This is a genomic window from Burkholderia territorii, from assembly GCF_902833055.1.
Lineage (GTDB): Bacteria > Pseudomonadota > Gammaproteobacteria > Burkholderiales > Burkholderiaceae > Burkholderia > Burkholderia territorii.
Genome location: NZ_CADFEJ010000004.1, coordinates 313,476 through 336,522, shown reverse-complemented (window position 1 = coordinate 336,522; position 23,047 = coordinate 313,476). Strand labels below are relative to the sequence as shown.

The following is a 23,047-nucleotide window of genomic DNA, read 5'->3' as shown; positions in this document are numbered from 1 at the left end:
GCGCGCTCACGCGGCGCGCGACAGCAGCAGCGCGTTGGTCCGCTTCACGAAGCTCGCCGGATCGTCGAGCATCCCGCCTTCGGCCAGCAGCGCCTGGTCGAACAGCAGGTGGCACCAGTCGCCGAAATCGGCGCTTTCGGTGTTCAGCTGCTTCACGAGCGCGTGCTCCGGGTTGATCTCGAGGATCGGCTGCATCGCCGGCGCGTTCTGGCCGGCCGCCTTCAGCATCCGCTGCAGGTAGCCGCTCATGTCGTTGTCGTCCGCGACGAGGCACGACGGCGAATCGGTCAGGCGGAACGTGACGCGCACTTCCTTCACCTTGTCGCCGAGCGCTTCCTTCATCTTCTCGACGACCGGCTTGATCGCCTCGCCAGCCTGCTCCTGCGCCTTCTTTTCCTCGTCGTTGAGCGCGCCGAGGTCGAGATCGCCGCGGGCCACGCTCGCGAGCGGCTTGCCGTCGAATTCGTGCAGGAACGACAGCATCCATTCGTCGACGCGATCGGTCAGCAGCAGCACCTCGACGCCCTTCTTGCGGAACACTTCCAGGTGCGGGCTGTTCTTCGCGGCCTGCCACGTATCGGCGGTCACGTAGTAGATCTTGCTCTGCTCGGGCTTCATGCGCGACACGTAGTCGGCAAGCGACACGTCCTGCGCGTCGGTGTCGCCGTGCGTCGATGCGAAGCGCAGCAGCTTCGCGATACGCTCGCGGTTCGCGTGATCCTCGCCCACGCCTTCCTTCAGCACCTGGCCGAACGCGCTCCAGAACGTCTTGTACTTCTCCTTGCCGGCGTCGTCTTCCGCGTTCGCGAGCTCCTCGAGCATCGACAGCGCGCGCTTCGTCACGCCTTCGCGGATCGCCTTCACGTCGCGGCTTTCCTGCAGGATTTCACGCGACACGTTCAGCGGCAGGTCGGCCGAATCGACGACGCCCTTCACGAAGCGCAGGTATTGCGGCAGCAGCTGCTCGGCGTCGTCCATGATGAACACGCGCTTCACGTACAGCTTCAGGCCGCCGCGGTAATCGCGGTTCCACAGGTCGAACGGCGCGCGCGCCGGCACGAACAGCAGCTGCGTGTATTCGCTGCGGCCTTCGACGCGGTTGTGCGTCCACGTGAGCGGATCCTGGTGATCGTGCGCAATGTGCTGGTAGAACTGCGTGTACTGCTCGTCGGTGACGTCGCTCTTCGAACGCGTCCAGAGCGCGCTCGCCTGGTTGACGGTCTCGTCCTCGTCCTTCAGGACCATCTCGCCCTTTTCCTGATCCCACTCTTCCTTCTTCATCAGGATCGGCAGCGCGATGTGGTCGGAATACTTCTGGATGATCGACTTCAGGCGGTGCGACGACAGCAGTTCGTCCTCGCCTTCGCGCAGGTGCAGCGTGATCGTCGTGCCGCGCTGCGCGCGCTCGATCGCGTCGATCGTGAAATCGCCCTCGCCCGCGCTTTCCCAGCGCACGGCTTCGTTCGCCGGCAGGCCGGCGCGGCGCGTCTCGACGGTGATCTTGTCCGCGACGATGAAACCCGAGTAGAAGCCGACGCCGAACTGGCCGATCAGCGCCGCGTCCTTCTGCTGGTCGCCGGACAGCTTCGTGAAGAATTCCTTGGTGCCCGAACGCGCGATCGTGCCGAGGTTCGCGATCGCCTCGTCGCGGCTCATGCCGATGCCGTTGTCGTCGATCGTGATCGTGCGCGCGGCCTTGTCGAAACCGATGCGAATGCGCAGGTTCGGATCGTTCTCGTACAGCGCGTTGTCCGCGAGCGCTTCGAAACGCAGCTTGTCGGCCGCGTCGGACGCGTTCGACACCAGTTCGCGCAGGAAGATTTCCTTGTTGCTGTAGAGCGAATGAATCATCAGGTGGAGGAGTTGCTTGACCTCTGCCTGAAAGCTCATCGTTTCGTGTGCCATGGATGCTGTTTCCTCTTACTTGAATGGTGTAACCCCCGGCACCCGGCGCACGATGCCGGGGCCGACCGGTTGTTGCCGCCATCTGGGGGCGGCCGGCTGGATTTCAAGGGCCCGGCCGTGTGCTTCGGCGCCTTGTCCGGATGCACGTGTGGGCCGGGTCGCGAATTAGCGCTTTTACCGCGCGAATTTCGGACCGATCCAATGTTCGCGCCGCTTTCAATTCGCTGAAATGGCGTATCGCTTCCCGGATCGAAAACGAAACGATTTCATGCAGCCTCGAGGCGGATGATCAGCGCGTCAGCCCGTCAGCCCGGATCCGCCTGCGCGCCGCGCCGCCGACTCGATATAGCGCGCGAGAAACCCCGGCAGCGCCGGATCGCCGCAGTTCGCGACGTTGAAGCGCGTCCATGTCGACGGCGACTGCTGCGGCGAGAACAGACTCCCCGGCGTCAGCAGGAACCCTTCCTCGTGCGCGGCGGCCGCGAGCGCGTCGGAATCGACACCCGTGTCGGCCCACAGGAACATCCCGGCCGCCGGCATCGTGAAGAGCCGCAACCCGGTACGCTCGAGCATCCGCGCGGTCTTGTCGCGCACGCCGTCGAGCCGCGCGCGCAGCCGCTCCACGTGGCGCCGGTAATGCCCTTCGGTCAGGATCTTGTACAGCACGCGCTCGTTGAGCTCCGGCGTCGTCATCCCGACCAGCATCTTCTGGTCGGTGACGGCCTTCGCGATCTCCGGTGCGCACGCGACATAGCCGACCCGCAAATTCGCCGCGAGCGTCTTCGAATAGCTGCCGAGGTAGATCACGCGCTTCAACTGGTCGAGGCTCGCGAGTCGCGTGGCCGGATAGCTCGGCGGGCACAGGTCGCCGTACACGTCGTCCTCGACGACGAGGAAGTCGTACGCCTCGGCGAGCTTCAGGATCCGGAACGCCTGCGCGGCCGACAGCGACGTGCCGGTCGGGTTCTGCAGCACCGAATTGATCACGAGCATCTTCGGCCGCCACATCTGCACGAGCGTTTCCAGCGCGTCGAGATCGGGGCCGTCGGGCGTATACGGCATGCCGACCAGTTGCGCACCCTGCGACGCGAAGCGCCCGAACATCTGGAACCATGCGGGATCGCCGACGATCACCGCATCGCCGGGCCGCACGTAGATCCGGGCGATCAGATCGATCGCCTGCGTGATGCCCGACACCAGCACGAGCTGCTCGGGCTTCGCGCCGATCTCGACTTCCGCGAGCCGCGTCTGCAATTGCTGGCGCAGCGGCAGGAAGCCCTGCGCGGTGCCGAAACCGAGCATCTGCGCGCCGGACTGGCGCCCGAGCGCGCGCAGCGCGCCGGTGATCAGCTCGCCGTCCAGCCAGCGGCCCGGCAGATAGCCGAGGCCCGGCCCTTTTTCCGGGCTGACGGTGTGCAGCATGTTGCGCAGCAGCCAGACGACGTCGATCGTGTTGTGCACCGGCGCGGCCTCGGCCACGCGCACCACGTTGTCAGCCGGCTGCGGGCCGGTGGCCGTGCGCTCGCGCACGTAGAAGCCCGAGCCGCGCCGCGAATCGAGGTAGCCCTGCGCGACGAGCCGTTCGTACGCTTCCACCACGGTAAAGCGCGACACGCTCTTGTCGAGCGCGAGCTTGCGGATCGACGGCATGCGCATGCCGGGCCGGAACACGCGTTCGTCGATGCGGCGCCGCGCCCACTGGACAAGCTGGTCGACGAGCGTGAGCGTGGCCGTATCGTGCGGCGCGGGAATCTGGGCGAGTGGGACGGTGGACATGGGCGGCGGCTCCAACTGTACCGAAGGCTATCGCGCCGATTGTACCGTTACTGTGCCGGTGGCGACGATTACAGTTCTCTGGAATGGCGATCGTGCGGCTGCCGTCGCGGCCTTGTCGCACGCGGTGCCGCGCCGCCCGGCCGAGATCGCGGCCCGGGCACCGGCCGGCTCCGTAACCGTCCGGCGCATCGCCCGCCCACCATGACACTTTCGCTTTCCGACCGACGTTCATGCCAGCCCGCTCCCTGACCCTCGACCATCTCGTGATCGCCGCACGCACGCTCGACGAAGGCGTGCGCCATGTCGCCGCTTCGCTCGGCATCGAACCGGCCGGCGGCGGCCGCCATCCGCTGATGCGCACCCATAACGCGCTGTTCGGCGCGTGGGGCGGGCTGTATCTCGAGGTGATCGCGATCGATCCCGATGCGAGCGCCACGGGCGACGGCGCCGCGCCGCCGCGCGCGCGGCTGTTCGGCCTCGACGATCCGGCGATGCAGGCGCGGCTCGCGCAGGGCCCGTTTCTCGCGCACTGGGTCGCGCGCGTCGAGCGTCCGCGCCAGCTCGCGATGTGGCAAAGCCAGTACCCGGCGCGCATCGCGCCGGTCGTCGCGATGCGGCGCGGCGATCTGAGCTGGGGCCTCACGGTGCCCGACGACGGCGCGTTCCCGGCCTGGCAAGGCGCCGGTGACGGCCTCCTGCCGTCGCTGATCCAGTGGGACAGCCCGCGCCATCCGGCCGAATCGCTGCCGAACGACGGCGTCGCGCTCAAGGCGCTCAAGGGCGTCCATCCGCGTGCGGAGGTCATCCGCGAGCAGCTCGACTGGCTCGGTGCCGGCCATCTGCTCGACCTCGACAGCGGCGACGGCCCGCCGGCGCTCGTCGCCGAATTCGACACACCGCAGGGCGCACGCACGCTGCGCTGAGCGCCCCCGCGGCCCCTCGATCAACTGAAACTCGCAATACGGAGACACCCCCTTCATGAATTCGCGCGAAACCCGGGGCATGCTGCTCGGCCTCATCGGCGTGATGATCTTCAGCCTCACGCTGCCGATGACGCGTATCGTCGTCTCCGAACTCAACCCGCTGCTGAACGGGCTCGGCCGCGCGCTCGCCGCGTCGGTGCCGGCCGGCCTGCTGCTGTGGTGGCGGCGCGAACGGCTGCCGACCCGCGCCCAGCTGAAAAGCCTCGCGATCGTGTCGGCCGGCGTGATCATCGCGTATCCGGTGTTCTCGGCCTGGGCGATGAAAACCGTGCCGGCCTCGCACGGCGCGGTCGTCAACGGGCTGCAGCCGCTGTTCGTCGCGCTGTACGCGGCGTGGCTGTCGCACGAACGGCCGTCGAAGGCGTTCTGGGCCAGCGCGGTGGCGGGCAGCGCGCTCGTGATCGCGTTCGCGCTGCGCGACGGCGGCGGCACGGTGCAGGCCGGCGACGCGCTGATGCTCGTCGCGGTCGGCATCGGCGCGCTCGGCTATGCGGAAGGCGCGCGCCTCGCGCGCCAGATCGGCGGCTGGCAAGTGATCTGCTGGGCGCTCGTCGTGTCCGCGCCGTTCCTCGTGCTGCCGGTCGGGTGGCTCGCATGGACGCAGCACGTCGCGCACCCCGCCCCGCTCGCGCCGCGCACGTGGCTCGCATTCGGCTACGTGACCCTTTTTTCGCAATTCATCGGTTTTTTCGCGTGGTACGCCGGGCTCGCGATGGGCGGCACCGCGCGCGTCGGCCAGGTGCAGCTGCTGCAGATCTTCTTCACGATCGCCTTTTCCGCGTTGCTGTTCGGCGAGACGGTGACGCCGTCGACGTGGCTGTTCGCGGCCGCCGTGATCGCGACCGTGATGCTCGGCCGGCGCTCGTCGGTGGCCACGGCCCCGCGCCCCGCTCGCGCCGGCTGATGAGGTGCGCCATAATGTCCGTTTTGCCTGAACGGTTTTGCCCACCCGGCCGCGACGGCCCGATCGCGCTCCCGCGCGCCCACCCGGCCGCGTCGACGCGACCAGCCCGATCGACCTTTCTTGACTGACCACGATATCCGAACGAGGAGACTATGAATCCGAGCGACCTGCATCCGCCGCACTGGCAGCTTTCCGAACGCGCCCGCAAGCTGACGAGCTCTGCGATCCGCGAGATCCTGAAGGTCACGGAACGCCCCGAGGTCATCTCGTTCGCAGGCGGCCTGCCCGCTCCCGCGACGTTCCCGGCCGAACGCATGCGCGCCGCGGCCGATCGCGTGCTGCGCGATGCGCCCGCCGCCGCGCTCCAGTACAGCGCGACCGAAGGCTATCTGCCGCTGCGCGAATGGATCGCCGAGCGCTACCGCGTGCGCGTGTCGCAGGTGCTGATCACGACCGGCTCGCAGCAAGCGCTCGACCTGCTTGGCAAGGCGCTGATCGATCCGGACAGCCCGATCCTCGTGGAAACCCCGACCTACCTCGGCGCGCTGCAGTCGTTCTCGCTGTACGAGCCGCGCTACGTGCAGGTGCCGACCGACGAGCAGGGCCTGCTGCCAGAAGGCCTCACGCCCGCGCTGACGCAGGGCGCGCGCCTGCTGTACGCGCAGCCGAACTTCCAGAACCCGACCGGCCGCCGCCTGCCCGTCGAGCGCCGCCGCGCGCTCGCCGCGTTCGCGCAGTCGAGCCCGTTCCCGGTGCTGGAAGACGACCCGTACGGCGCGCTGAACTACCAGGGCGAGCCGCTGCCGACGATGCTGTCGATGGCGCCCGACCACGTCGTGCACCTCGGCACGTTCTCGAAGGTGCTCGCGCCGGGCCTGCGGATCGGCTACATCATTGCTCCCGAGGAGCTTCACTTCAAGCTCGTGCAGGCCAAGCAGGCCACCGACCTGCACACGCCGACGCTCACGCAGCGCATCGCGCACGAAGTGATCAAGGACGGCTTCCTCGACGAGCACATCCCGACGATCCGCCAGCTGTACGGCGCGCAGTGCGAAGCGATGCTCGCATCGCTCGCGCGCCACATGCCGGAAGGCGTCACGTGGAACCGCCCGGACGGCGGCATGTTCATCTGGGTGAACCTGCCCGCGCAGATCGACAGCATGAAGCTGCTCGAGGCGGCGGTCGCCAACCACGTCGCCTTCGTGCCGGGCGCGCCGTTCTTCGCGAACGACCCGCAGCAGAACACGCTGCGCCTGTCGTTCGTGACGGTGCCGCCGGAGAAGATCGAGGAAGGCGTCGCGCGCCTCGGCAAGCTGCTGCGCGAGCGTCTCTGATCCGTTTTTTCCTGTCACGACTCTCAACGAGGAATCGAACACATGGCTAACGTCTACGACAAACTGAAGTCGCTCGGCATCGAACTGCCGACCGCCGGCGCACCGGCCGCCGCCTACGTGATGAGCGCGCAAAGCGGCAACACGGTCTACCTGTCGGGCCACATCGCGAAGAAGGACGGCAAGGTCTGGGCCGGCAAGCTCGGCGCCGACCTGCAGACGGAAGACGGCAAGGCGGCCGCGCGCTCGATCGCGATCGACCTGCTCGCGACGCTGCACGCGCACACGGGCGACCTGAACAAGGTCACGCGCATCGTGAAGCTGATGAGCCTCGTCAACTCGACGCTCGACTTCACCGAACAGCACATCGTGACGAACGGCGCGTCGGAACTGATCGCCGAAGTGTTCGGCGACGCGGGCAAGCACGCGCGCTCGGCGTTCGGCGTCGCGCAGATTCCGCTCGGCGCATGCGTCGAGATCGAACTGATCGCCGAAGTCGCGTAACGCGCGCATCGAGATGACCGGTCGTCTCGTCCGCTTCAAGCAGGTCGACGTCTTCACGTCGGTGCCGTTCAAGGGCAACCCGCTCGCCGTCGTGTTCGACGCCGATTCGCTCGGCGACGACGCGATGCTCGAGATCGCCCGCTGGACGAACCTGTCGGAAACGACGTTCGTCTGCACGCCGACCGATCCGGACGCCGACTACCGCGTGCGGATCTTCACGACGGCCGGTGAACTGCCGTTCGCCGGCCATCCGACGCTCGGCACCGCGCATGCGTTCCTCGAAAGCGGCGGGCGGCCACGCACGCCGGGCCGGCTGATCCAGCAGTGCGGGGTCGGCCGGGTCGCGCTGCGCGAGCAGGCCGGCAGCTGGGCGTTCGCCGCGCCGCCGGCCCGCGTCACGCCGCTCGACCGTTCGGACTACGCGGTGCTCGCCGCCGCGTTGCGCAGCGACGCGATCGACTTCGACGCCGAGCCGTGCGCGGTGGACAACGGCGCGCCTTGGCTGGTTGTGCGGCTGAAGTCGGCCGACGCGTGCATCGGCCTGTCGCCCGATCCGGCCGCGCTGGAGGCACTCACGCGCCGCTACGGCATGGACGGCCTCGCGGTCTACGCGCCGCACGTCGAAGGCGGCCCCGCGACGTTCGAAATCCGCTGCCTGATGGCGGGCGGCAATTTCGGCGTCGGCGAGGATCCGGTCACCGGCAGCGCGAACGCCGCGCTGGCCGGGCTGCTGACACTGCAGCAACGCCGCCCCGGCCGGTCGTACACGGCCCGCCAGGGAACGGCGATCGGCCGCGAAGGCCGCATCGCCGTCAGCTATGACCAAGACGGCACCACGTGGATAGGCGGCCACGTCGTCACGGTCGTCGACGGCACCTTCCGTTCGCCCGTGTAACATTTCGCGATGTGCGATGGCGCCGGCCGGTCCGGCGCCCCTACGATTCGCCCAACTATCGCAAAAATGCGCCAGCCAGTAATATCGGGCCTAATCCGTTGTTTCGGAGGTCTGTCCATGGTTGCGTGTCCCGCGAACGAACAGACGTCGGGACAACCCGAACCATAGCCGGCCATCCAGACGGATGGACGCACGCGAGCAGGACGCCGCCCTCTCTGATGAGCTCCGCCCGGTCAAACCACACGCCGCCGACCCGGCCGCTGCGCGCGCCGCGCAAGTCGCGCCGCCGCGCGCTGTTCGCGATCCCGCTGCTCGGGATGCTGGCGCTTGCGCTGCTGTGGGCGGTGATCGTCGCGCGGCTGTCGGTCGAAAAGGACAGCGCGTACAAGGAAGCGGCGGCCTCGGCGGCGATCCTGTCGTCGGCGCTCGAACAGCACACGGTCAAGGCGATCCACCAAGTCGACCAGATCACCCGCTTCGTCAAGTTCGAGTTCGAGAAGTCGCCCGCGCGCTTCAACCTCGCGAGCGCGGTCGAAAAAGGCGTCGTGCCGAGCGACACGCTGATCCAGGTTTCGCTCGTCAACGCGAAGGGCATCCTGTTCGCGAACACGGCCGAGCTCCATCCGAAGCCGATCAACCTGGCCGACCGCGAGCACTTCAAGGTCCACCTCGCGCACAACGACGATCGCCTGTACATCAGCAAGCCGGTGCTCGGCCGCGTGTCGAGTCACTGGACGCTGCAGATGACGCGGCGCCTGAACAACCCGGACGGCAGCTTCGCCGGCATCGTCGTGGTGTCGGAAGACCCGAGCTACTTCACGAACGACTTCTACAACAACGCGGCGATCGGCAAGGAAGGCGTGATCGCCGTGGTGTCCGACACGGGCGCCGTGCTCGCGCGGCGCACCGGCTCGCTCAACAACGCACCCGGTGCGTTCTCCGCATCGGGCGTTTACCCGATCGCCGAACGCGTGACGGGCACGATCATCGACCCGATCGACGGCGTGACGCGCATCGTGTCGTACCGCCACCTCGACGGCTACCCGCTCGCGGTGATGGTCGGGCTGTCGCAGTCCGAGGAATTCGCGGACTACTACCACACGCGCAACGTCTACCTGCTGATGACGAGCTTCATCACGCTCGCGATGCTTGCGTTCTTCGGCGTCGCGACCGGGCTGATCGGCAAGCTGCTCGGCCGCGAGCGCGAGATGACGCAGCTCGCCGAATACGACCTCCTCACCGGCCTCGCGAACCGCTACGCGACGCTGCGCGGGCTGCGCAACGACGTGTCGATGCCGGCCAGCCTGTCGCGGCTCGGCCTGCTGTTCATCGACCTCGACAACTTCAAGACCGTCAACGACACCCTCGGCCACAACGCCGGCGACATCGTGCTGCAGATGACCGCGTCGCGCCTGTCGGATGCCGTCGGCGACGAAGGGTCGCTCGCCCGGATCGGCGGCGACGAGTTCGTCGTCGTGATGAAGGGCGACGACGTCGAGCGGCGCGCGGTGCGGCTCGCGGAAGCGATCATCCGGATGTTCGCCGAGCCGTTCGACGTGCGCGGCAGTTCGTTCGTGCTGCACGCGAGCATCGGCATCGCGCTGCACACCGTCGCGAACGAAAGCGAGATCGACCTGCTGAAGAAGGCCGATCTCGCAATGTACAGCGCGAAGGACGCGGGCAAGAACTGCTACCAGTTCTACGCGCCGCACCTGTCGCATCGCGCCGACCACCTGATGCGCTGGGAACAGCAATTGCGCGTCGCGCTCGCCGAGGGGCAGCTGTTCCTCGCCTACCAGCCGAAGATCGACCTGACGCACCGCACGATCACCGGCTTCGAGGCCCTCGCGCGCTGGGACCACCCCGAGCACGGGATCATCTCCGCGAACGAATTCATTTCGATTGCCGAATCGACCGGGCTGATCGTGCCGATCGGCGACTTCGTGATCCGCACCGCGTGCGAACAGATCGCGCGCTGGCGCGACGACGGCCACGACACGCTGACGCTCGCGGTCAACATCTCGCCGGTGCAATTCTGGCGCGGCGACCTGATCGAGACGATTTCGCAGGCGCTGCAGGACACCAGTATCGAGGCGAACCGGCTCGAAATCGAGATCACCGAGACCGCGATGATGGAATATCCGGAGCTCGTCTCCGAGAAGATCGTCGCGTTGAAGAAGCTCGGCATCCGCATCGCGCTCGACGATTTCGGCACCGGCTATTCGTCGCTGTCGTACCTGCACCGCTTCTCCGTCGATACGCTGAAGGTCGACCGCTCGTTCGTGCAGGCGATCCCGACCGATCGCAGCGTGTGCGTGATGGTGTCGTCGATCGTGCACCTCGCGCGCTCGCTCGGCCTGACGGTGGTCGTCGAAGGCACCGAAACCGAGGAGCAGATCGCATGGCTGTCCGCGCTCGGCGAAATCGAGGCGCAGGGCTTCCTCTTCTCCCGCCCCGTGCCGGCCGACGCGATCCCCGCGCTGATCGAGCGCTTCGGCGTGCGCGGCGATAGCCCGACCGCTCTCGCGCACCGCGCGACCGGGAGCACGGGCGTCTGAGCCCGCTGCCCGCACGGCGATGTTGCGCGGCACACCGATTATTTCGGTTTCCGATCCGGTTGTTTAGTCCATTAACTGGCGTTTTCGCGCATGGCACTGTCACAATGCCAGGCGGACAATCGGGAGGGCCATCGTGTCGGCAGGCCGCCGGCACGTTTCCATGCGCCAGACCAGCCCCCGCGCCAACAGCATAGTCATGACAACCATCGAAGTCGAAGCGGCCGAACGTGTCGAACAGGCACAGGCATCCCTGTGGGCGTTGTTCAAGGTCGTCGCCGGCATTTCCGCCGTGTCGTGGGGCGGGCTTTCGATGATGGCGCAGCTCGAACGCCACTATGTCGAGCGCTTGCAGCGCATCGAGCCGCACGTATTCGCCGATCTCGTCGCGCTTGCATGGCTCGTGCCAGGGCCCGTCGGCTGCAATGTCGCCGTGCAGGTCGGCCAGACGTTGCACGGCCGCACCGGCGCATGGATCGCCGGGATCGCGAGCGTGCTGCCGTTTTCCGTGCTGATGACGCTGTTCGCGATCTTCTACCGCACGCCGATCGTGCGCTCGCTCGCCGCGCCGATGCTGATCAATCACTTCGGGATGGTGCTCGCCGCGCTGATCGGCGTCACGTGGGTCAGGCAATTGCGCACGCTCGCGAGCACGCGGCTCGAGCAGGCGATCGCCGCGCTATCGACGATTCTGCTCGCTTTCGCGCATAGTCCGGCCGCTTTCGTCGGGATTCTCTTCGCCGCGTTTGCAGCCGGCTGGCTGACCGGGCCGCCGCAACACGCCGCCGTCGATTTCACGCTGTCGAAACGCGATCGCAGCCTGCTCGTGCTGCTCGCCGTGCTCGTCGCGCTGTTCGCGCTGCCGTTGCCCGGCGACTACCAGGAAACGCTGCTGTGGCCGCGGCTCGCCGGTGCCGGCATGACGCTGTTCGGCGGCGGCTTCTCCGCGCTGCCCGTGCTCAAGACGCTGTTCGTGTCGCCGGCTACCGGCATCTCCGATCACGACTTCACGCTCGCATTCGCGCTGTCGCCGGTGTCGCCCGGCCCGCTGCTGAACGTCGTGCCGTTTCTCGGCTACCTGACCGCCGGCTGGACCGGCGCGCTGCTCGCCACCGCCGCGCTGTTCATCCCGTCGGGGTGTCTCGTCGTGTTCGCGCAGAACCACCTGTTCCGGCTCAAGCGCCATTCGCGCTTCGAGCACGGGATGCGCCTGCTGCGCGCGGCAACGACGGGTTTTCTCGTCGTCGCCGTCGTGAAGATCCTGCATCGCGAGCCGGCCGATCCCGTCTACTGGCTCACGGGCGCCTTTGCGACGCTGTGCTTCGCACGCTTCAAGGTGCCCGTGTACGCCGTCTACGGTGCGGTCGCGATCGCGTGCGGCGGGTGGCTGTTGTGGGCGGCCGTCGCGCACTGACGGCAGGCCAGCCCGCGAGCGCCGGCCGCGTGCCGCTCAGCCCGCGTGCACCGCGACGCGGCGCGCGACCCAGCGGGCCCGCAACGCGTCGTACGCGAGGTTGAAGCAGAACGTGTACGGCAGGAAGAACAGCACGATGCCGAGGTCCAGCAGCAGCGCCTCGACGAGGCTCACGTTCAGCCACCACGCGGCAACCGGCACCACCATCACGACGAGGCCGAGCTCGAACGCGACCGCGTGCGCGATGCGCATCCCGAGCGTGCGCGTCAGGCCCGCGCGGCGCTCGAAACGGTCGAACAGCGTGTTGAACGTCATGTTCCACGCCATCGCGATCAGCGACACCATCACCGTCAGCACGCCGACGTGCGACACCGGCATGTCGAGCAGCCACGCGCCGATCGGCGCGCACAGCGCGATTGCCACCAGCTCGAACGCCAGCGCGTGAACGAGGCGTTCAGTCACTGTTTTGTTCATCTGTTTCATGGTTCCTCCGATTCGGTTGTGCAGCATATGCGGCGCATTTTGATCGGCGAAACAGCGAAAATCCAGTTTGATATCATCGGTTTTTCCGATAGAACGTCGTGAGATCCGCGCATGCACCACGCTCCCGAAGCCCTGCTCGCCTTCGCCGAAGCCGCGATGCTCGGCTCGTTTACGGCTGCCGCGCGCAAACTCGGCAAGCGCCAGTCGACGGTGTCCGAAGCGATCGCGAACCTCGAGATCGATCTCGGCTTGCAGCTGTTCGACCGCTCGACGCGCACGCCGACGCTGACCGATGCCGGACGCGCGCTGCTGCCGCAGGTGCAGCGCGCACTGGAGGCCGGCGCGGCGATCGACCGCACCGCCGCGCGGCTCGCGCAAGGCGAGGAAGCACGGCTGACGCTCGTCGTGTCCGATACGTATCAGTCGAAGCGTTACGAGGAAACCCTGATGGCGCTCGAGCGGCGCTTTCCGACGCTGGAACTCGAATGCCTGATCGCCGAACACGAGGACGTGCTCGACCTGATCCAGCAGGGCCGCGCACAGCTCGGGCTGATGGCCGCGCGCGCCGTCTACCCGCCCGATATCGGCGCGGCGACGGTGGCGGAGGAGTCGGAGATCGGCCTGTTCGTCGGGCGCACGCACGCGCTGGCGGCCTTCGGCGACGCCGACGTGCCGCACGCGGCACTACGCGACGCGCGCGAACTGCGCCTGAACACGTATGTGAAGCCGGAGAATCGCGGCGCCGACGACCGCATCGTCATCGGCACGCAGCGCTGGCTCGCGCCGAGCTATCTGATGCTGCTGGAGATGGCGGTGCTGGGATTCGGCTGGGCCGAGCTGCCGCGCTGGATGGTCGAGCACTTCGCGCGCGATCGTCTCTGCGAGTTGCGCTCGCGCGGCTGGCCGCGCCGCGTGCGAGTCGATGCGGTGTGGTCGCGCAACCGGCCGCTCGGCCCGGCCGGTGCGTGGCTGCTCGACGCGATGCTGGCGGCATAGCGGCATAGCGGCATCGGCGTCGCGCAGGCGGCGGGCGCCGAACGGCGCCGCACCGTCACGCGTTCGCGTTCAGAAGCCGCGCGACAGCACGGCCGCGCCGATCGTCACAACGCCCAGCACGAGGTTGACGACCACGAGCAAGCGCACGGTGTTGACCGCGCGCGCGCCGTCCGGCCAGTTCTGCGCCTGCACCGCGCGGCGAATGCGCGGGAACAGCGCGAAACGGATGTGGCCGAAGATCAGCATCATCACGACGCCGAGCCCAGCCATTGCATGCAGCGTCCACGTCGCGTGCGCGCCGCCAAAAGCCGTGAGCAGGAAACCGCCGGACAGCAGGATCACGATCACCGACCCCGATACCCAGTTGAAGAACCGGCCGAACACGCCCTCGATCAGCGGCAGCCGCAGTTGCGGCGTCAGATCGGACAGCGCCGGGCGCAGGCAGAAGTTCGCGAAAACCATCCCGCCCACCCACACGGCGACGGCCAGCAGATGAAGAAACAGCGCGACGGCAACGGCGTGGGACATGGCGGCAATCCTGGTATGAGTTGAGTGCAACGAACAGCCGCGTCACGCGCGGTCTCGAGCGACGTTCGACCGGCGCGCCGCCGCGCGGTTCGGACCGTTGGCGGAATTTCACAATATTTTGCAAGTTCCGCGTGACGGCGCCACTCGCGCTTACCTGAATGCGTCGCGCAAAAAGCAACGGCCGCACGCCCGCCGAAGCGAAGGTGCGGCCGTCGATGCCGGATGCGTCAGCCGAGCAGCGGACGCAGCTCGTTGACGACCTTGAGCTTCGTGTCCGGCGCGCGGCCCTTGCGCGCACGCTTGCCGATGTGCGGCGCGAGCCCCGCGTACGACAGCGTCTCGTCCTGCACCTTGCCGCCGCGACCGGTGCCGATCAGCACGACGCCGGCCGGGTCGATCGCAAGCGCCTGCACGAGCGTTTCCTTGTCGTCGAGCGCCATCAGGATCACGCCGCGACCGCCGCCCGACAGCGTCTTCATCTCGTCCATCCCGAACACCAGCAGGCGGCCGCCGCTCGACAGACACGCGACCTGCGTCGCGTTCGGCAGCACGGGCATCGGTGCGAGCGGCACCGCGCCCGCATCGATGGTCATGAACGACTTGCCGGCCTTCACACGGCTCACCATGTCGCCGACCTTGGCGAGGAAGCCGAAGCCGTTGCTCGACGCGAGCAGCAGTTGCTGGTCGGCCGACGCCGCGTAGTAATGCATCAGATGCGAGCCCGACTCGAGCTCGATCAGCGACGTCACCGGCACGCCGTCGCCGCGCCCGCCCGGCAGCACCGACACGTCGACCGAGTACACGCGCCCGCTGCTGCCCCATGCGATCAGTCGATCCGGCGTGCGGCACTGGAACGCCGCATACAGGTGATCGCCCGCCTTGAACGAGAAGCCGGCCGGGTCGAGCCCGTGGCCCTTCAGCGCACGCACCCAGCCCTTCTGCGACACGACGACCGTCACCGGCTCGTCAACGACCTTCGCCTCGAACGTCGCGCGCTTTTCCTGCTGGATCAGCGTGCGGCGATCGTCGCCGTACTGCTTCGCGTCGGCCTCGATCTCCTTGATCATCAGCCGCTTCATCGCGCTTTCGTTCGCGAGCAGCTCCTCGAGCTTCGCCTTCTCGTCGCGCAGCGCCTCCAGTTCCTTCTCGATCTTGATCTTCTCGAGCCGCGCGAGCTGACGCAGGCGGATTTCGAGGATGTCTTCGGCCTGGCGCTCGCTGAGGCCGAACGCACTCATCAGCGCCGCCTTCGGCTCGTCCGACTCGCGGATGATGCGGATCACCTCGTCGATGTTCAGGAAGACGATCATCCGACCTTCGAGGATGTGGATGCGATCGTCGACCTTCGCGAGACGATGGCGGCAACGGCGCGTCATCGTCAGCTGGCGGAACTTCACCCATTCGTCGAGGATCGTCAGCAGCCCTTTCTGGCCCGGACGGCCGTCGGCGCCGATCATCACGAGGTTCAGTGTCGCGTTCGACTCGAGGCTCGTGTACGCGAGCAGCGTGTTCACGAATTCCGTCTGGTCGATCGTGCGCGACTTCGGCTCGAACACGAGCCGCACCGCCGCTTCCTTGCCCGACTCGTCGCGCACCGCGTCGAGCAGGTCGAGCATCGCCTTCTTGGTGTTGAGCTGCTCGGGCGTGAGCGTCTTCTTGCCGAGCTTGAGCTTCGGGTTGGTGAGCTCCTCGATTTCCTCGAGCACCTTCTGGCCCGACGTGTTCGGCGGCAGCTCGGTGACGACGAGCTGCCACTGGCCGCGCGCGAGATCCTCGATCTTCCAGCGCGCGCGCACCTTCAGGCTGCCGCGGCCGGCCTCGTAGGCCGCCGCGATCTCGGTGTCGCTCGAGATGATCTGGCCGCCGCCCGGGAAGTCCGGGCCGGGGATCAGGCTCATCAGCTCCGCATGCGAGAGCTTCGGATTGCGGATCAACGCGACCGCCGCCGCCGCGACTTCGCGCAGGTTGTGCGACGGAATCTCGGTGGCGAGACCGACCGCGATGCCCGACGCGCCGTTCAGCAGCACGAACGGCATGCGGCTCGGCAGCGTCTTCGGTTCCTCGAACGAGCCGTCGTAGTTCGGCATGAAGTCGACCGTACCCTGGTCGATCTCGTCGAGCAGCAGCTTCGAGATCGGCGTGAGCCGCGCTTCGGTGTAGCGCATCGCCGCCGCGCCGTCGCCGTCGCGCGAGCCGAAGTTGCCCTGGCCGTCGATCAGCGGATAGCGCAGCGAGAAATCCTGCGCAAGCCGCACGAGCGCGTCGTATGCCGACTGGTCGCCGTGCGGGTGATATTTGCCGAGCACGTCGCCGACCACGCGCGCCGACTTCACCGGCTTCGCGTCCGGGCCGAGGCCCATTTCGTTCATCGCGAACAGGATCCGGCGCTGCACCGGCTTCTGGCCGTCGCACACGTCGGGCAGCGCGCGGCTCTTCACGACGCTGACCGCGTAGCTGAGGTACGCCTGCTCCGCGTAGTTGCCGAGCGTCAGCGCATCCGCGTCCGGTGCGTCGGAGGCGGCGAAGAGATCGGAAGTATTGTCGTCCATCTGTATTCCGTATTCGTAAGTGGCATGAGGCCGGGCCGGGCGTCATGCCCGGCCGCGCGGGTTTAGATGTCCGCTTCGACGTCGTTGCCCTTTTCCTCGAGCCAGCCGCGTCGCGCGGCTGCCTCGCCCTTGCCCATCAGCATGGTCATCCGCGCGACGGTCGCCTCGTAGTCGAGTTCGCCGAGCTTCACCGGCATCAGGCGGCGCGTGTCGGGGTTCATCGTCGTGTCCCACAACTGCTCCGCGCTCATTTCGCCGAGACCCTTGAAGCGGCTGATGCTCCATTGCGTTTCGCGCACGCCGTCCTTGCGCAGCTTGTCGAGGGTCGCCTCGAGTTCGCCTTCGTCGAGCGCATAGAGCTTCTGCGCGGGCTTCTTGCCGCGTGCGGGCGCGTCGACGCGGAACAGCGGCGGGCGCGCGACGTACACGTGACCGCGCTCGATCAGCTGCGGGAAATGCTTGAAGAACAGCGTGAGCAGCAGCACCTGGATGTGCGAGCCGTCGACGTCCGCATCCGACAGGATGCAGATCTTGCCGTAGCGCAGGTTCGACAGGTCGACGGTGTCGTCCGGGCTGTGCGGATCGACGCCGATCGCCACCGAGATGTCGTGCACCTCGTTGTTCGCGAACAGGCGATCACGCTCGGTTTCCCACGTGTTCAGCACCTTGCCGCGCAGCGGCAGGATCGCCTGGTATTCCTTGTCGCGGCCCATCTTCGCGGAACCGCCCGCCGAGTCGCCCTCGACGAGGAACAGTTCGTTGCGCGCGATATCCTCCGTCTCGCAGTCGGTCAGCTTGCCCGGCAACACCGCGACGCCCGAGCTCTTGCGCTTCTCGACCTTCTGGCCCGCGCGCGTGCGCGCCTGCGCCTGCTTGATCACGAGTTCGGCGAGCTTCTTGCCGTGCTCGACGTGCTGGTTCAGCCACAGTTCGAGCGCCGGACGCGAGAACGACGACACGAGCTTCACCGCGTCGCGGCTGTTCAGGCGCTCCTTGATCTGCCCCTGGAACTGCGGGTCGAGCACCTTCGCGGACAGCACGAACGACACGCGCGCGAACACGTCTTCCGCGAGCAGCTTCACGCCCTTCGGTTGCAGGTTGTGCAGTTCGACGAAACTCTTGACCGCCTGATAGAGACCGTCGCGCAGGCCCGACTCGTGCGTGCCGCCGGCCGGCGTCGGGATCAGGTTCACGTACGACTCGCGCACGAGCGAGCCTTCCTCGCTCCATGCGACGACCCACGACGCGCCTTCCCCTTCGGCGAAGGTTTCGTCCGTCGAGAGCGCATCGGCGAAGCGCTCGCCTTCGAACAGCGGGATCAGCAACTCGCTGCCGTTCATCTCGTCGAGCAGATAGCCGCGCAGGCCATCCTCGTACTTCCACGCCTGGCGCTCGCCCGTCTTCTCGTTGACGAGCACGACCTCGACACCCGGCAGCAGCACGGCCTTCGAGCGCAGCAGGCGCTGCAGCTCGCCGAGCGGCAGGTTCGGCGAATCGAAGTACTTCGGATTCGGCCAGACCTGCACGCGCGTGCCCGACTTCTTCTCGCCGCGGCCCGCGGCTTGTGTTGCGAGCGGCTTCACGACGTCGCCGTCGGCGAAACCGAGTTCGGCGATCTTGCCGTCGCGCCAGACCGTCACGTCCAGGCGCGTCGCGAGCGCGTTCGTCACCGACACGCCGACGCCGTGCAGACCGCCCGAGAACGTGTACGCACCGCCGGCGGCCTTGTCGAACTTGCCGCCCGCGTGCAGGCGCGTGAAGACGATCTCGACGACCGGCACGCCCTCTTCGGGGTGCATCCCGAACGGAATGCCGCGGCCGTCGTCCTCCACCGACACCGACTGGTCGGCATGCAGCGTGACCGTGATCTGCTTGCCGTAGCCGCCGAGCGCCTCGTCGGACGCGTTGTCGATGACTTCCTGAATGATGTGCAGCGGATTTTCGGTACGGGTATACATGCCGGGCCGCTGCTTGACCGGCTCGAGACCCTTGAGCACCTTGATCGATGCTTCGCTATAGGCCGCGCTGGGCTTCTTCGTTGACATAGGCGCTGAATTTCGTCATTCATCGGGACGTTGTCCACACCTCGTGTGGATAACGTCGTGGACAAAACGTTGAGTTCCGTAAAAAAGCGAATCGAAACAACGGTGTGCTTGGACTGCTCCGAAAGCGGGCGCGCGGCGTTCGCTGCGCTGCCCGGGACGCGCGGTATTTTACTGGTTCCGCGTGGCGCGCCGTCGCAAGATCGCTCGCACGGCGCACGCAGCGTCAGACCGGCTTGCGCTTTGCCTCGAGCGTCTCCCACCGCTCGAGCGCCGCGAGCAGCTCGTCGTCGATCGCCGCGAACCGCTCGGTCAGGCGCGTGCCTTCCTGCGGATCCTTCGCGAAGATCGAACCGTCCTCGAGCTGCGCGTTGATCGTCTTCTGTTCTTCCTCGAGCGCCGCGATCTTCTCCGGCAGCGCATCGAGTTCGCGCTGCTCGTTGAACGACAGCTTCACCGTGCGCTGTGCATTACGGCCGGCCGCGCTTTTCGCCGCGTCTTCCTTGACCGGCGCCGCTTCCTTCACCGCGCGCTTCGCCGCCTCCTGCTGCGCGAGCTGCTGCGAGCGCTCGCTCTGGATCTGCCAGTCGGTAAAGCCGCCGACGTATTCGCGCCACTTGCCGTCGCCCTCGGCCGCGATCACCGACGTGACGACGTTGTCGAGGAACGCGCGATCGTGGCTGACCAGCAGCACCGTGCCGTCGTAGTCGGCCAGCAGCTCTTCGAGCAGTTCGAGCGTCGGGATGTCGAGGTCGTTGGTCGGTTCGTCGAGCACCAGCACGTTGGCCGGACGCGCGAACAGGCGCGCGAGCAGCAGCCGGTTGCGCTCGCCGCCCGACAGCGACTTCACCGGCGAGCGTGCACGTTCCGGCGCGAACAGGAAGTCGCCGAGATAGCTCATCACGTGCTTGCGCACGCCCCCGATCTCGACCCACTCGCTGCCGGGGCTGATCGTGTCGGCCAGGCTCTTTTCCTGGTCGAGCTGCGCGCGCATCTGGTCGAAATACGCGACCTGCAGGTTCGTGCCGGTACGCACCGTGCCCGCGTCGGGCTTCAGCTCGCCGAGGATCAGCTTGAGCAGCGTGGTCTTGCCGGCGCCGTTCGGGCCGACGAAACCGATCTTGTCGCCGCGCATGACCGTCGTCGAGAAGGTGTCGACGACCGTGCGATCGCCGTAGCGTTTCGTCACGTCCGTCAGCTCCGCGACGATCTTGCCCGACTTCTCGCCCTGCGCGACGTCGAGCTTCACGTTGCCTTGCGCATTGCGGCGCTCCGCGCGCTCGTTGCGCATCTGCACGAGCCGCGCGATGCGGCCGACGCTGCGCGTGCGGCGCGCCTCGACGCCCTTGCGGATCCACACTTCTTCCTGAGCGAGCAGCTTGTCGAACTTCTCGTTTTCCACGCGCTCGACTTCCAGTTGCTGCGCCTTGCGCGTCTGGTACGCGGAGAAGTTGCCCGGGTACGACAGCAGCCGGCCGCGATCGAGCTCGACGATGCGCGTTGCGACGCGATCGAGGAACGCGCGATCGTGGGTGATGAACAACAGGCCCGCGCGCTGCGCGACGAGCAGCTCTTCCAGCCAGCGGATGCCGTCGAAGTCGAGGTGGTTGGTCGGTTCGTCGAGCAGCAGCACGTCCGGCTGCAGCACGAGCGCGCGCGCCAGTGCGACACGCTTCTGCATGCCGCCCGACAGCGCATCGACCTGCGCGTCGCCGTCGGTCAGGCCGATCTGCGCGAGCGTCATCGACACGCGCGTACGCCAGTTCCACGCATCGTGCGCGTCGAGCGTCGACTGCAGCGCGTTCATCCGCGCGAGCAGCGCGTCGTGCTCGGCGCCTTCGGGCGTCTCCGCGAGGCGGTGCGCGATCGAATCGTATTCTTCGAGCACTTCGCGCGTGTGCGTGAGGCCCGATGCGACGGCGTTGAACACGGTCGCGCCCGGTTCGAACTCGGGCTCCTGCGGCACGTAGACGGTCACGAGCTCCTGCTGGCGCGTGATCAGCCCGTCGTCGGGCTTCGCCAGTCCGGCGACGATCTTCAGCAGCGACGACTTGCCCGCGCCGTTGCGACCGATCAGGCCGACGCGCTCGCCGGCCTCCAGCGAGAAATCCGCGTGATCGAGCAACGCGACGTGACCGAACGCGAGTTGCGCGCCGGTAATGGAATAAAGCGACATGGGGAGACGGCGAAGAGAGAAATCGGAAGCGCCCATTGTACCGGTGGCGGACGCCCGCGCCGGGATGGCCGGACGGACTAGGCCGGTGCGCGGTTCATTTCGTGCCGCGGCGGCATGGCGGCGCGTGCCGGATCGACGGGACCGCCAGGCGACGCGGCGGGGTTGCGCGGCCGCCGCGACGGGCATCCGGCCGCAGCCTCCCGGCCGGGTGCCCGCATGCGAGGGGGCGATTACTTCACGTTGACCGAGATCGTCGAGCTCAGCTCGGGACCGTACGAGCGGTGCGCGCCGTCGCCGAGCTGCAGCGTCAGCGTGTGCTGGCCGGGCGGCAGCTTCACGTCGGTTTCGGTCTGGCCCTTGCCGAAATGCAGCGAATGGTCTGTCGCGGGGATCACGTCGCCCTTCGGCACCGGCTTGCCGTCGATCAGCAGGTGATGGTGGCCGGTGTCCGGCGTCATGTCGCCGGCCGGCTTGAGATCCATTCCTTCGAGGCCGAACTTCACGTGCACGGGGCTCGACACCGTCGCGCCGTCCTTCGGCTCGACGAAGAACACGCGCGCCTCGGCATGCGCGAGCGTCGACACGGCCAGTGCCGCGACACTTACCGCACCCGCGATCCACTTCTTGTTGAGCATTGTTTTCTCCTTCAGATTGAAAGGCTCACGAAGCATACACTGCGCGCCCGGCCCGCGCGATGACGGCCGTTGTTCGCGATGCGACGTTTAAAACGACGTTGCGGCGGCGTTCGACGAAATTCCGGTACCATTGCGCCTTTCGTCCGCCGGCCACACTGCGCACGGCATCACGGATTTTCATCATTCCGAGCACCACATGAGCGAAGTAACCGAATACCAGAACTGGGTCTGCCTGATTTGCGGGTGGGTGTACAACGAAGCAGAAGGCCTGCCCGACGAGGGCATCCCCGCCGGCACCCGTTTCGCCGACATTCCCGCCGACTGGCGCTGCCCGCTGTGCGACGTGGGCAAGGAAGATTTCGTCGTCGTCGATTTCTGATTCGGGGTTCCCGACACGAGTAAGCGCGCGCGGCGCGTATCGGCACGCATTCCGTCCGCCGATGCGCCGCGCGTTTGCTATACTCTGCGCGCTGTCCACATCGCCGTCCCGTTCGCGTCTTTGGTACGCGGAACCGCGGACAGGGCTCTCCCCGTAGTTCAGGGGATGGAATGACAAGCGCAAGGCTTGTCCAGCAAGGCTTCCGACCCTTGCTGTAGCAATTTCGTAGCACATGAAAAAGCCCGCTCGCAGCGGGCTTTCGTGTATCTGAGCGCGTCCAAGCTACTTTGGTGCGACCACCATGTCGTCGGCCGGATAGAGCTGCAGCAGCGTGCGCGCGGCTTCAACATTCTCCGTGTGCAGCCATTCGTCATAGTCGGCCGGGCGCAATATGACTACCGATCGTTTCTCGTCGCCGGGCTTGTGCATGCGCCCCATCACGGCATGCCCGTCGGCATTGACGGTCAGCATGGACATTCCGATCAGGGTACGCCCATCGTCGCCGTCGTAGCGGCGCCAGATGCCGGCGACGCAATACGGTTGCCAGCCAGCGAGGCCAATCCGCTGCCACACATTGCGCCCCGTCTCGTAACACGGCTCGTAGATCCACTGCGCCGGAATAAGGCACCGCTGGCCAGCTCGCCACGCGTTGCCGTACAAGCGAGACTCGCCGACCGTCTCTGCCCGCGCATTCATCGTATCGAGCTTGCGCCGCTTTCGGCCGCGTTCGTCGAGGCGCTCCGGCTGCATGAACTTCGGCCAGAACCCGAACACGGCCTTGACCACGGCAACACCATCGCCTTCAGCCCAAGCGATCGGAGCTGCATAGTCCGGATACACATCCGGCTCCCATGGGTCGCGGCGGTACAAATCACCGATGCCAATCCTCAGCTCACTGATACCCGGATCTTCGCTTGGTGCTTTGTAACTCGTGCACATCGACGTCCCCAATTTCCGCTCTTGACCGCCCCATCTTACCTCGCGATACACTG

At 67.1% G+C, this 23,047-nt stretch carries 19 protein-coding genes; 9 read left to right on the top strand and 10 right to left on the bottom strand.

Features of this window, described 5'->3' with window-relative positions; all coding sequences use genetic code 11:
* Positions 1-6: 6 nt before the first annotated feature.
* Both htpG and HW466_RS11410 read right to left on the bottom strand, forming a co-directional pair.
* Positions 7-1,905, bottom strand: a complete 1,899-nt coding sequence (gene htpG / locus HW466_RS11415; RefSeq protein WP_059502705.1) for a molecular chaperone HtpG — start codon at positions 1,903-1,905, stop codon at positions 7-9.
* A gap of 297 nt (positions 1,906-2,202) precedes the next feature.
* Positions 2,203-3,681 carry an aminotransferase-like domain-containing protein gene (locus HW466_RS11410; protein WP_059502707.1) on the bottom strand — a complete coding sequence of 493 codons (1,479 nt, stop codon included), beginning with the start codon at positions 3,679-3,681 and terminating at the stop codon, positions 2,203-2,205.
* Between the two features lie 230 nt (positions 3,682-3,911).
* On the opposite strand from HW466_RS11410, the gene HW466_RS11405 reads away from it, so the two are divergent.
* The 7 genes from HW466_RS11405 to HW466_RS11375 all read left to right on the top strand — a co-directional run bounded on the left by HW466_RS11405 (position 3,912) and on the right by HW466_RS11375 (position 12,267).
* A complete protein-coding gene (locus tag HW466_RS11405) occupies positions 3,912-4,604 on the top strand; it encodes a VOC family protein (protein ID WP_059448650.1) in 693 nt (230 codons plus the stop codon).
* 55 nt (positions 4,605-4,659) lie between these two features.
* Complete coding sequence (locus HW466_RS11400) at positions 4,660-5,568, top strand: DMT family transporter (protein WP_059448649.1); 909 nt, start codon at positions 4,660-4,662, stop codon at positions 5,566-5,568.
* 152 nt (positions 5,569-5,720) lie between these two features.
* Complete coding sequence (locus HW466_RS11395; protein WP_059547088.1) at positions 5,721-6,902, top strand: aminotransferase-like domain-containing protein; 1,182 nt, start codon at positions 5,721-5,723, stop codon at positions 6,900-6,902.
* A 42-nt stretch (positions 6,903-6,944) separates the two neighbouring features.
* Positions 6,945-7,403: a RidA family protein gene (locus HW466_RS11390; protein WP_034208050.1), complete on the top strand. Its 459-nt coding sequence runs from the start codon at positions 6,945-6,947 to the stop codon at positions 7,401-7,403.
* A 13-nt stretch (positions 7,404-7,416) separates the two neighbouring features.
* A complete protein-coding gene (locus HW466_RS11385; RefSeq protein WP_174905715.1) occupies positions 7,417-8,298 on the top strand; it encodes a PhzF family phenazine biosynthesis protein in 882 nt (293 codons plus the stop codon).
* Positions 8,299-8,516: 218 nt separating this feature from the next.
* Entirely contained in the window at positions 8,517-10,856 is a 2,340-nt protein-coding gene (locus tag HW466_RS11380) for a bifunctional diguanylate cyclase/phosphodiesterase (protein ID WP_151006293.1), read from the top strand.
* A gap of 196 nt (positions 10,857-11,052) precedes the next feature.
* A complete protein-coding gene (locus HW466_RS11375) occupies positions 11,053-12,267 on the top strand; it encodes a chromate transporter (protein ID WP_059502715.1) in 1,215 nt (404 codons plus the stop codon).
* A gap of 36 nt (positions 12,268-12,303) precedes the next feature.
* Here the strand turns inward: HW466_RS11375 and HW466_RS11370 are convergent, their stop codons facing one another.
* Entirely contained in the window at positions 12,304-12,750 is a 447-nt protein-coding gene (locus HW466_RS11370; RefSeq protein ID WP_151007102.1) for a multidrug/biocide efflux PACE transporter, read from the bottom strand.
* Positions 12,751-12,861: 111 nt separating this feature from the next.
* Between HW466_RS11370 and HW466_RS11365 the strand changes: the two genes are divergently transcribed.
* Positions 12,862-13,746, top strand: coding sequence for a LysR family transcriptional regulator (locus HW466_RS11365; RefSeq protein WP_151007101.1), 885 nt, complete (start codon positions 12,862-12,864; stop codon positions 13,744-13,746).
* 69 nt (positions 13,747-13,815) lie between these two features.
* Here HW466_RS11365 and HW466_RS11360 read toward each other — a convergent pair whose 3' ends face one another.
* From HW466_RS11360 to HW466_RS11335, 6 genes are all read right to left on the bottom strand, one after another.
* Positions 13,816-14,274 carry a CopD family protein gene (locus tag HW466_RS11360; RefSeq protein WP_059448642.1) on the bottom strand — a complete coding sequence of 153 codons (459 nt, stop codon included), beginning with the start codon at positions 14,272-14,274 and terminating at the stop codon, positions 13,816-13,818.
* A 227-nt stretch (positions 14,275-14,501) separates the two neighbouring features.
* On the bottom strand, positions 14,502-16,823 hold the full coding sequence (gene parC / locus HW466_RS11355; RefSeq protein WP_151002808.1) for a DNA topoisomerase IV subunit A: 2,322 nt from the start codon (positions 16,821-16,823) through the stop codon (positions 14,502-14,504).
* 62 nt (positions 16,824-16,885) lie between these two features.
* Entirely contained in the window at positions 16,886-18,868 is a 1,983-nt protein-coding gene (gene parE / locus HW466_RS11350; protein ID WP_151002806.1) for a DNA topoisomerase IV subunit B, read from the bottom strand.
* A gap of 223 nt (positions 18,869-19,091) precedes the next feature.
* Positions 19,092-21,041: an ATP-binding cassette domain-containing protein gene (locus HW466_RS11345; RefSeq protein ID WP_151002804.1), complete on the bottom strand. Its 1,950-nt coding sequence runs from the start codon at positions 21,039-21,041 to the stop codon at positions 19,092-19,094.
* A gap of 230 nt (positions 21,042-21,271) precedes the next feature.
* A complete protein-coding gene (locus HW466_RS11340; protein ID WP_059770793.1) occupies positions 21,272-21,676 on the bottom strand; it encodes a DUF4399 domain-containing protein in 405 nt (134 codons plus the stop codon).
* Between the two features lie 25 nt (positions 21,677-21,701).
* Positions 21,702-21,860 (bottom strand): hypothetical protein, encoded by a 159-nt coding sequence (locus tag HW466_RS11335; RefSeq protein ID WP_174905705.1) that lies wholly within the window; start codon positions 21,858-21,860, stop codon positions 21,702-21,704.
* Positions 21,861-21,872: 12 nt separating this feature from the next.
* Between HW466_RS11335 and HW466_RS11330 the strand changes: the two genes are divergently transcribed.
* Positions 21,873-22,055 (top strand): rubredoxin, encoded by a 183-nt coding sequence (locus HW466_RS11330; protein WP_151002802.1) that lies wholly within the window; start codon positions 21,873-21,875, stop codon positions 22,053-22,055.
* Positions 22,056-22,337: 282 nt separating this feature from the next.
* Here HW466_RS11330 and HW466_RS11325 read toward each other — a convergent pair whose 3' ends face one another.
* Positions 22,338-22,994, bottom strand: coding sequence for an SOS response-associated peptidase family protein (locus tag HW466_RS11325; protein ID WP_151002800.1), 657 nt, complete (start codon positions 22,992-22,994; stop codon positions 22,338-22,340).
* Positions 22,995-23,047: the final 53 nt, after the last annotated feature.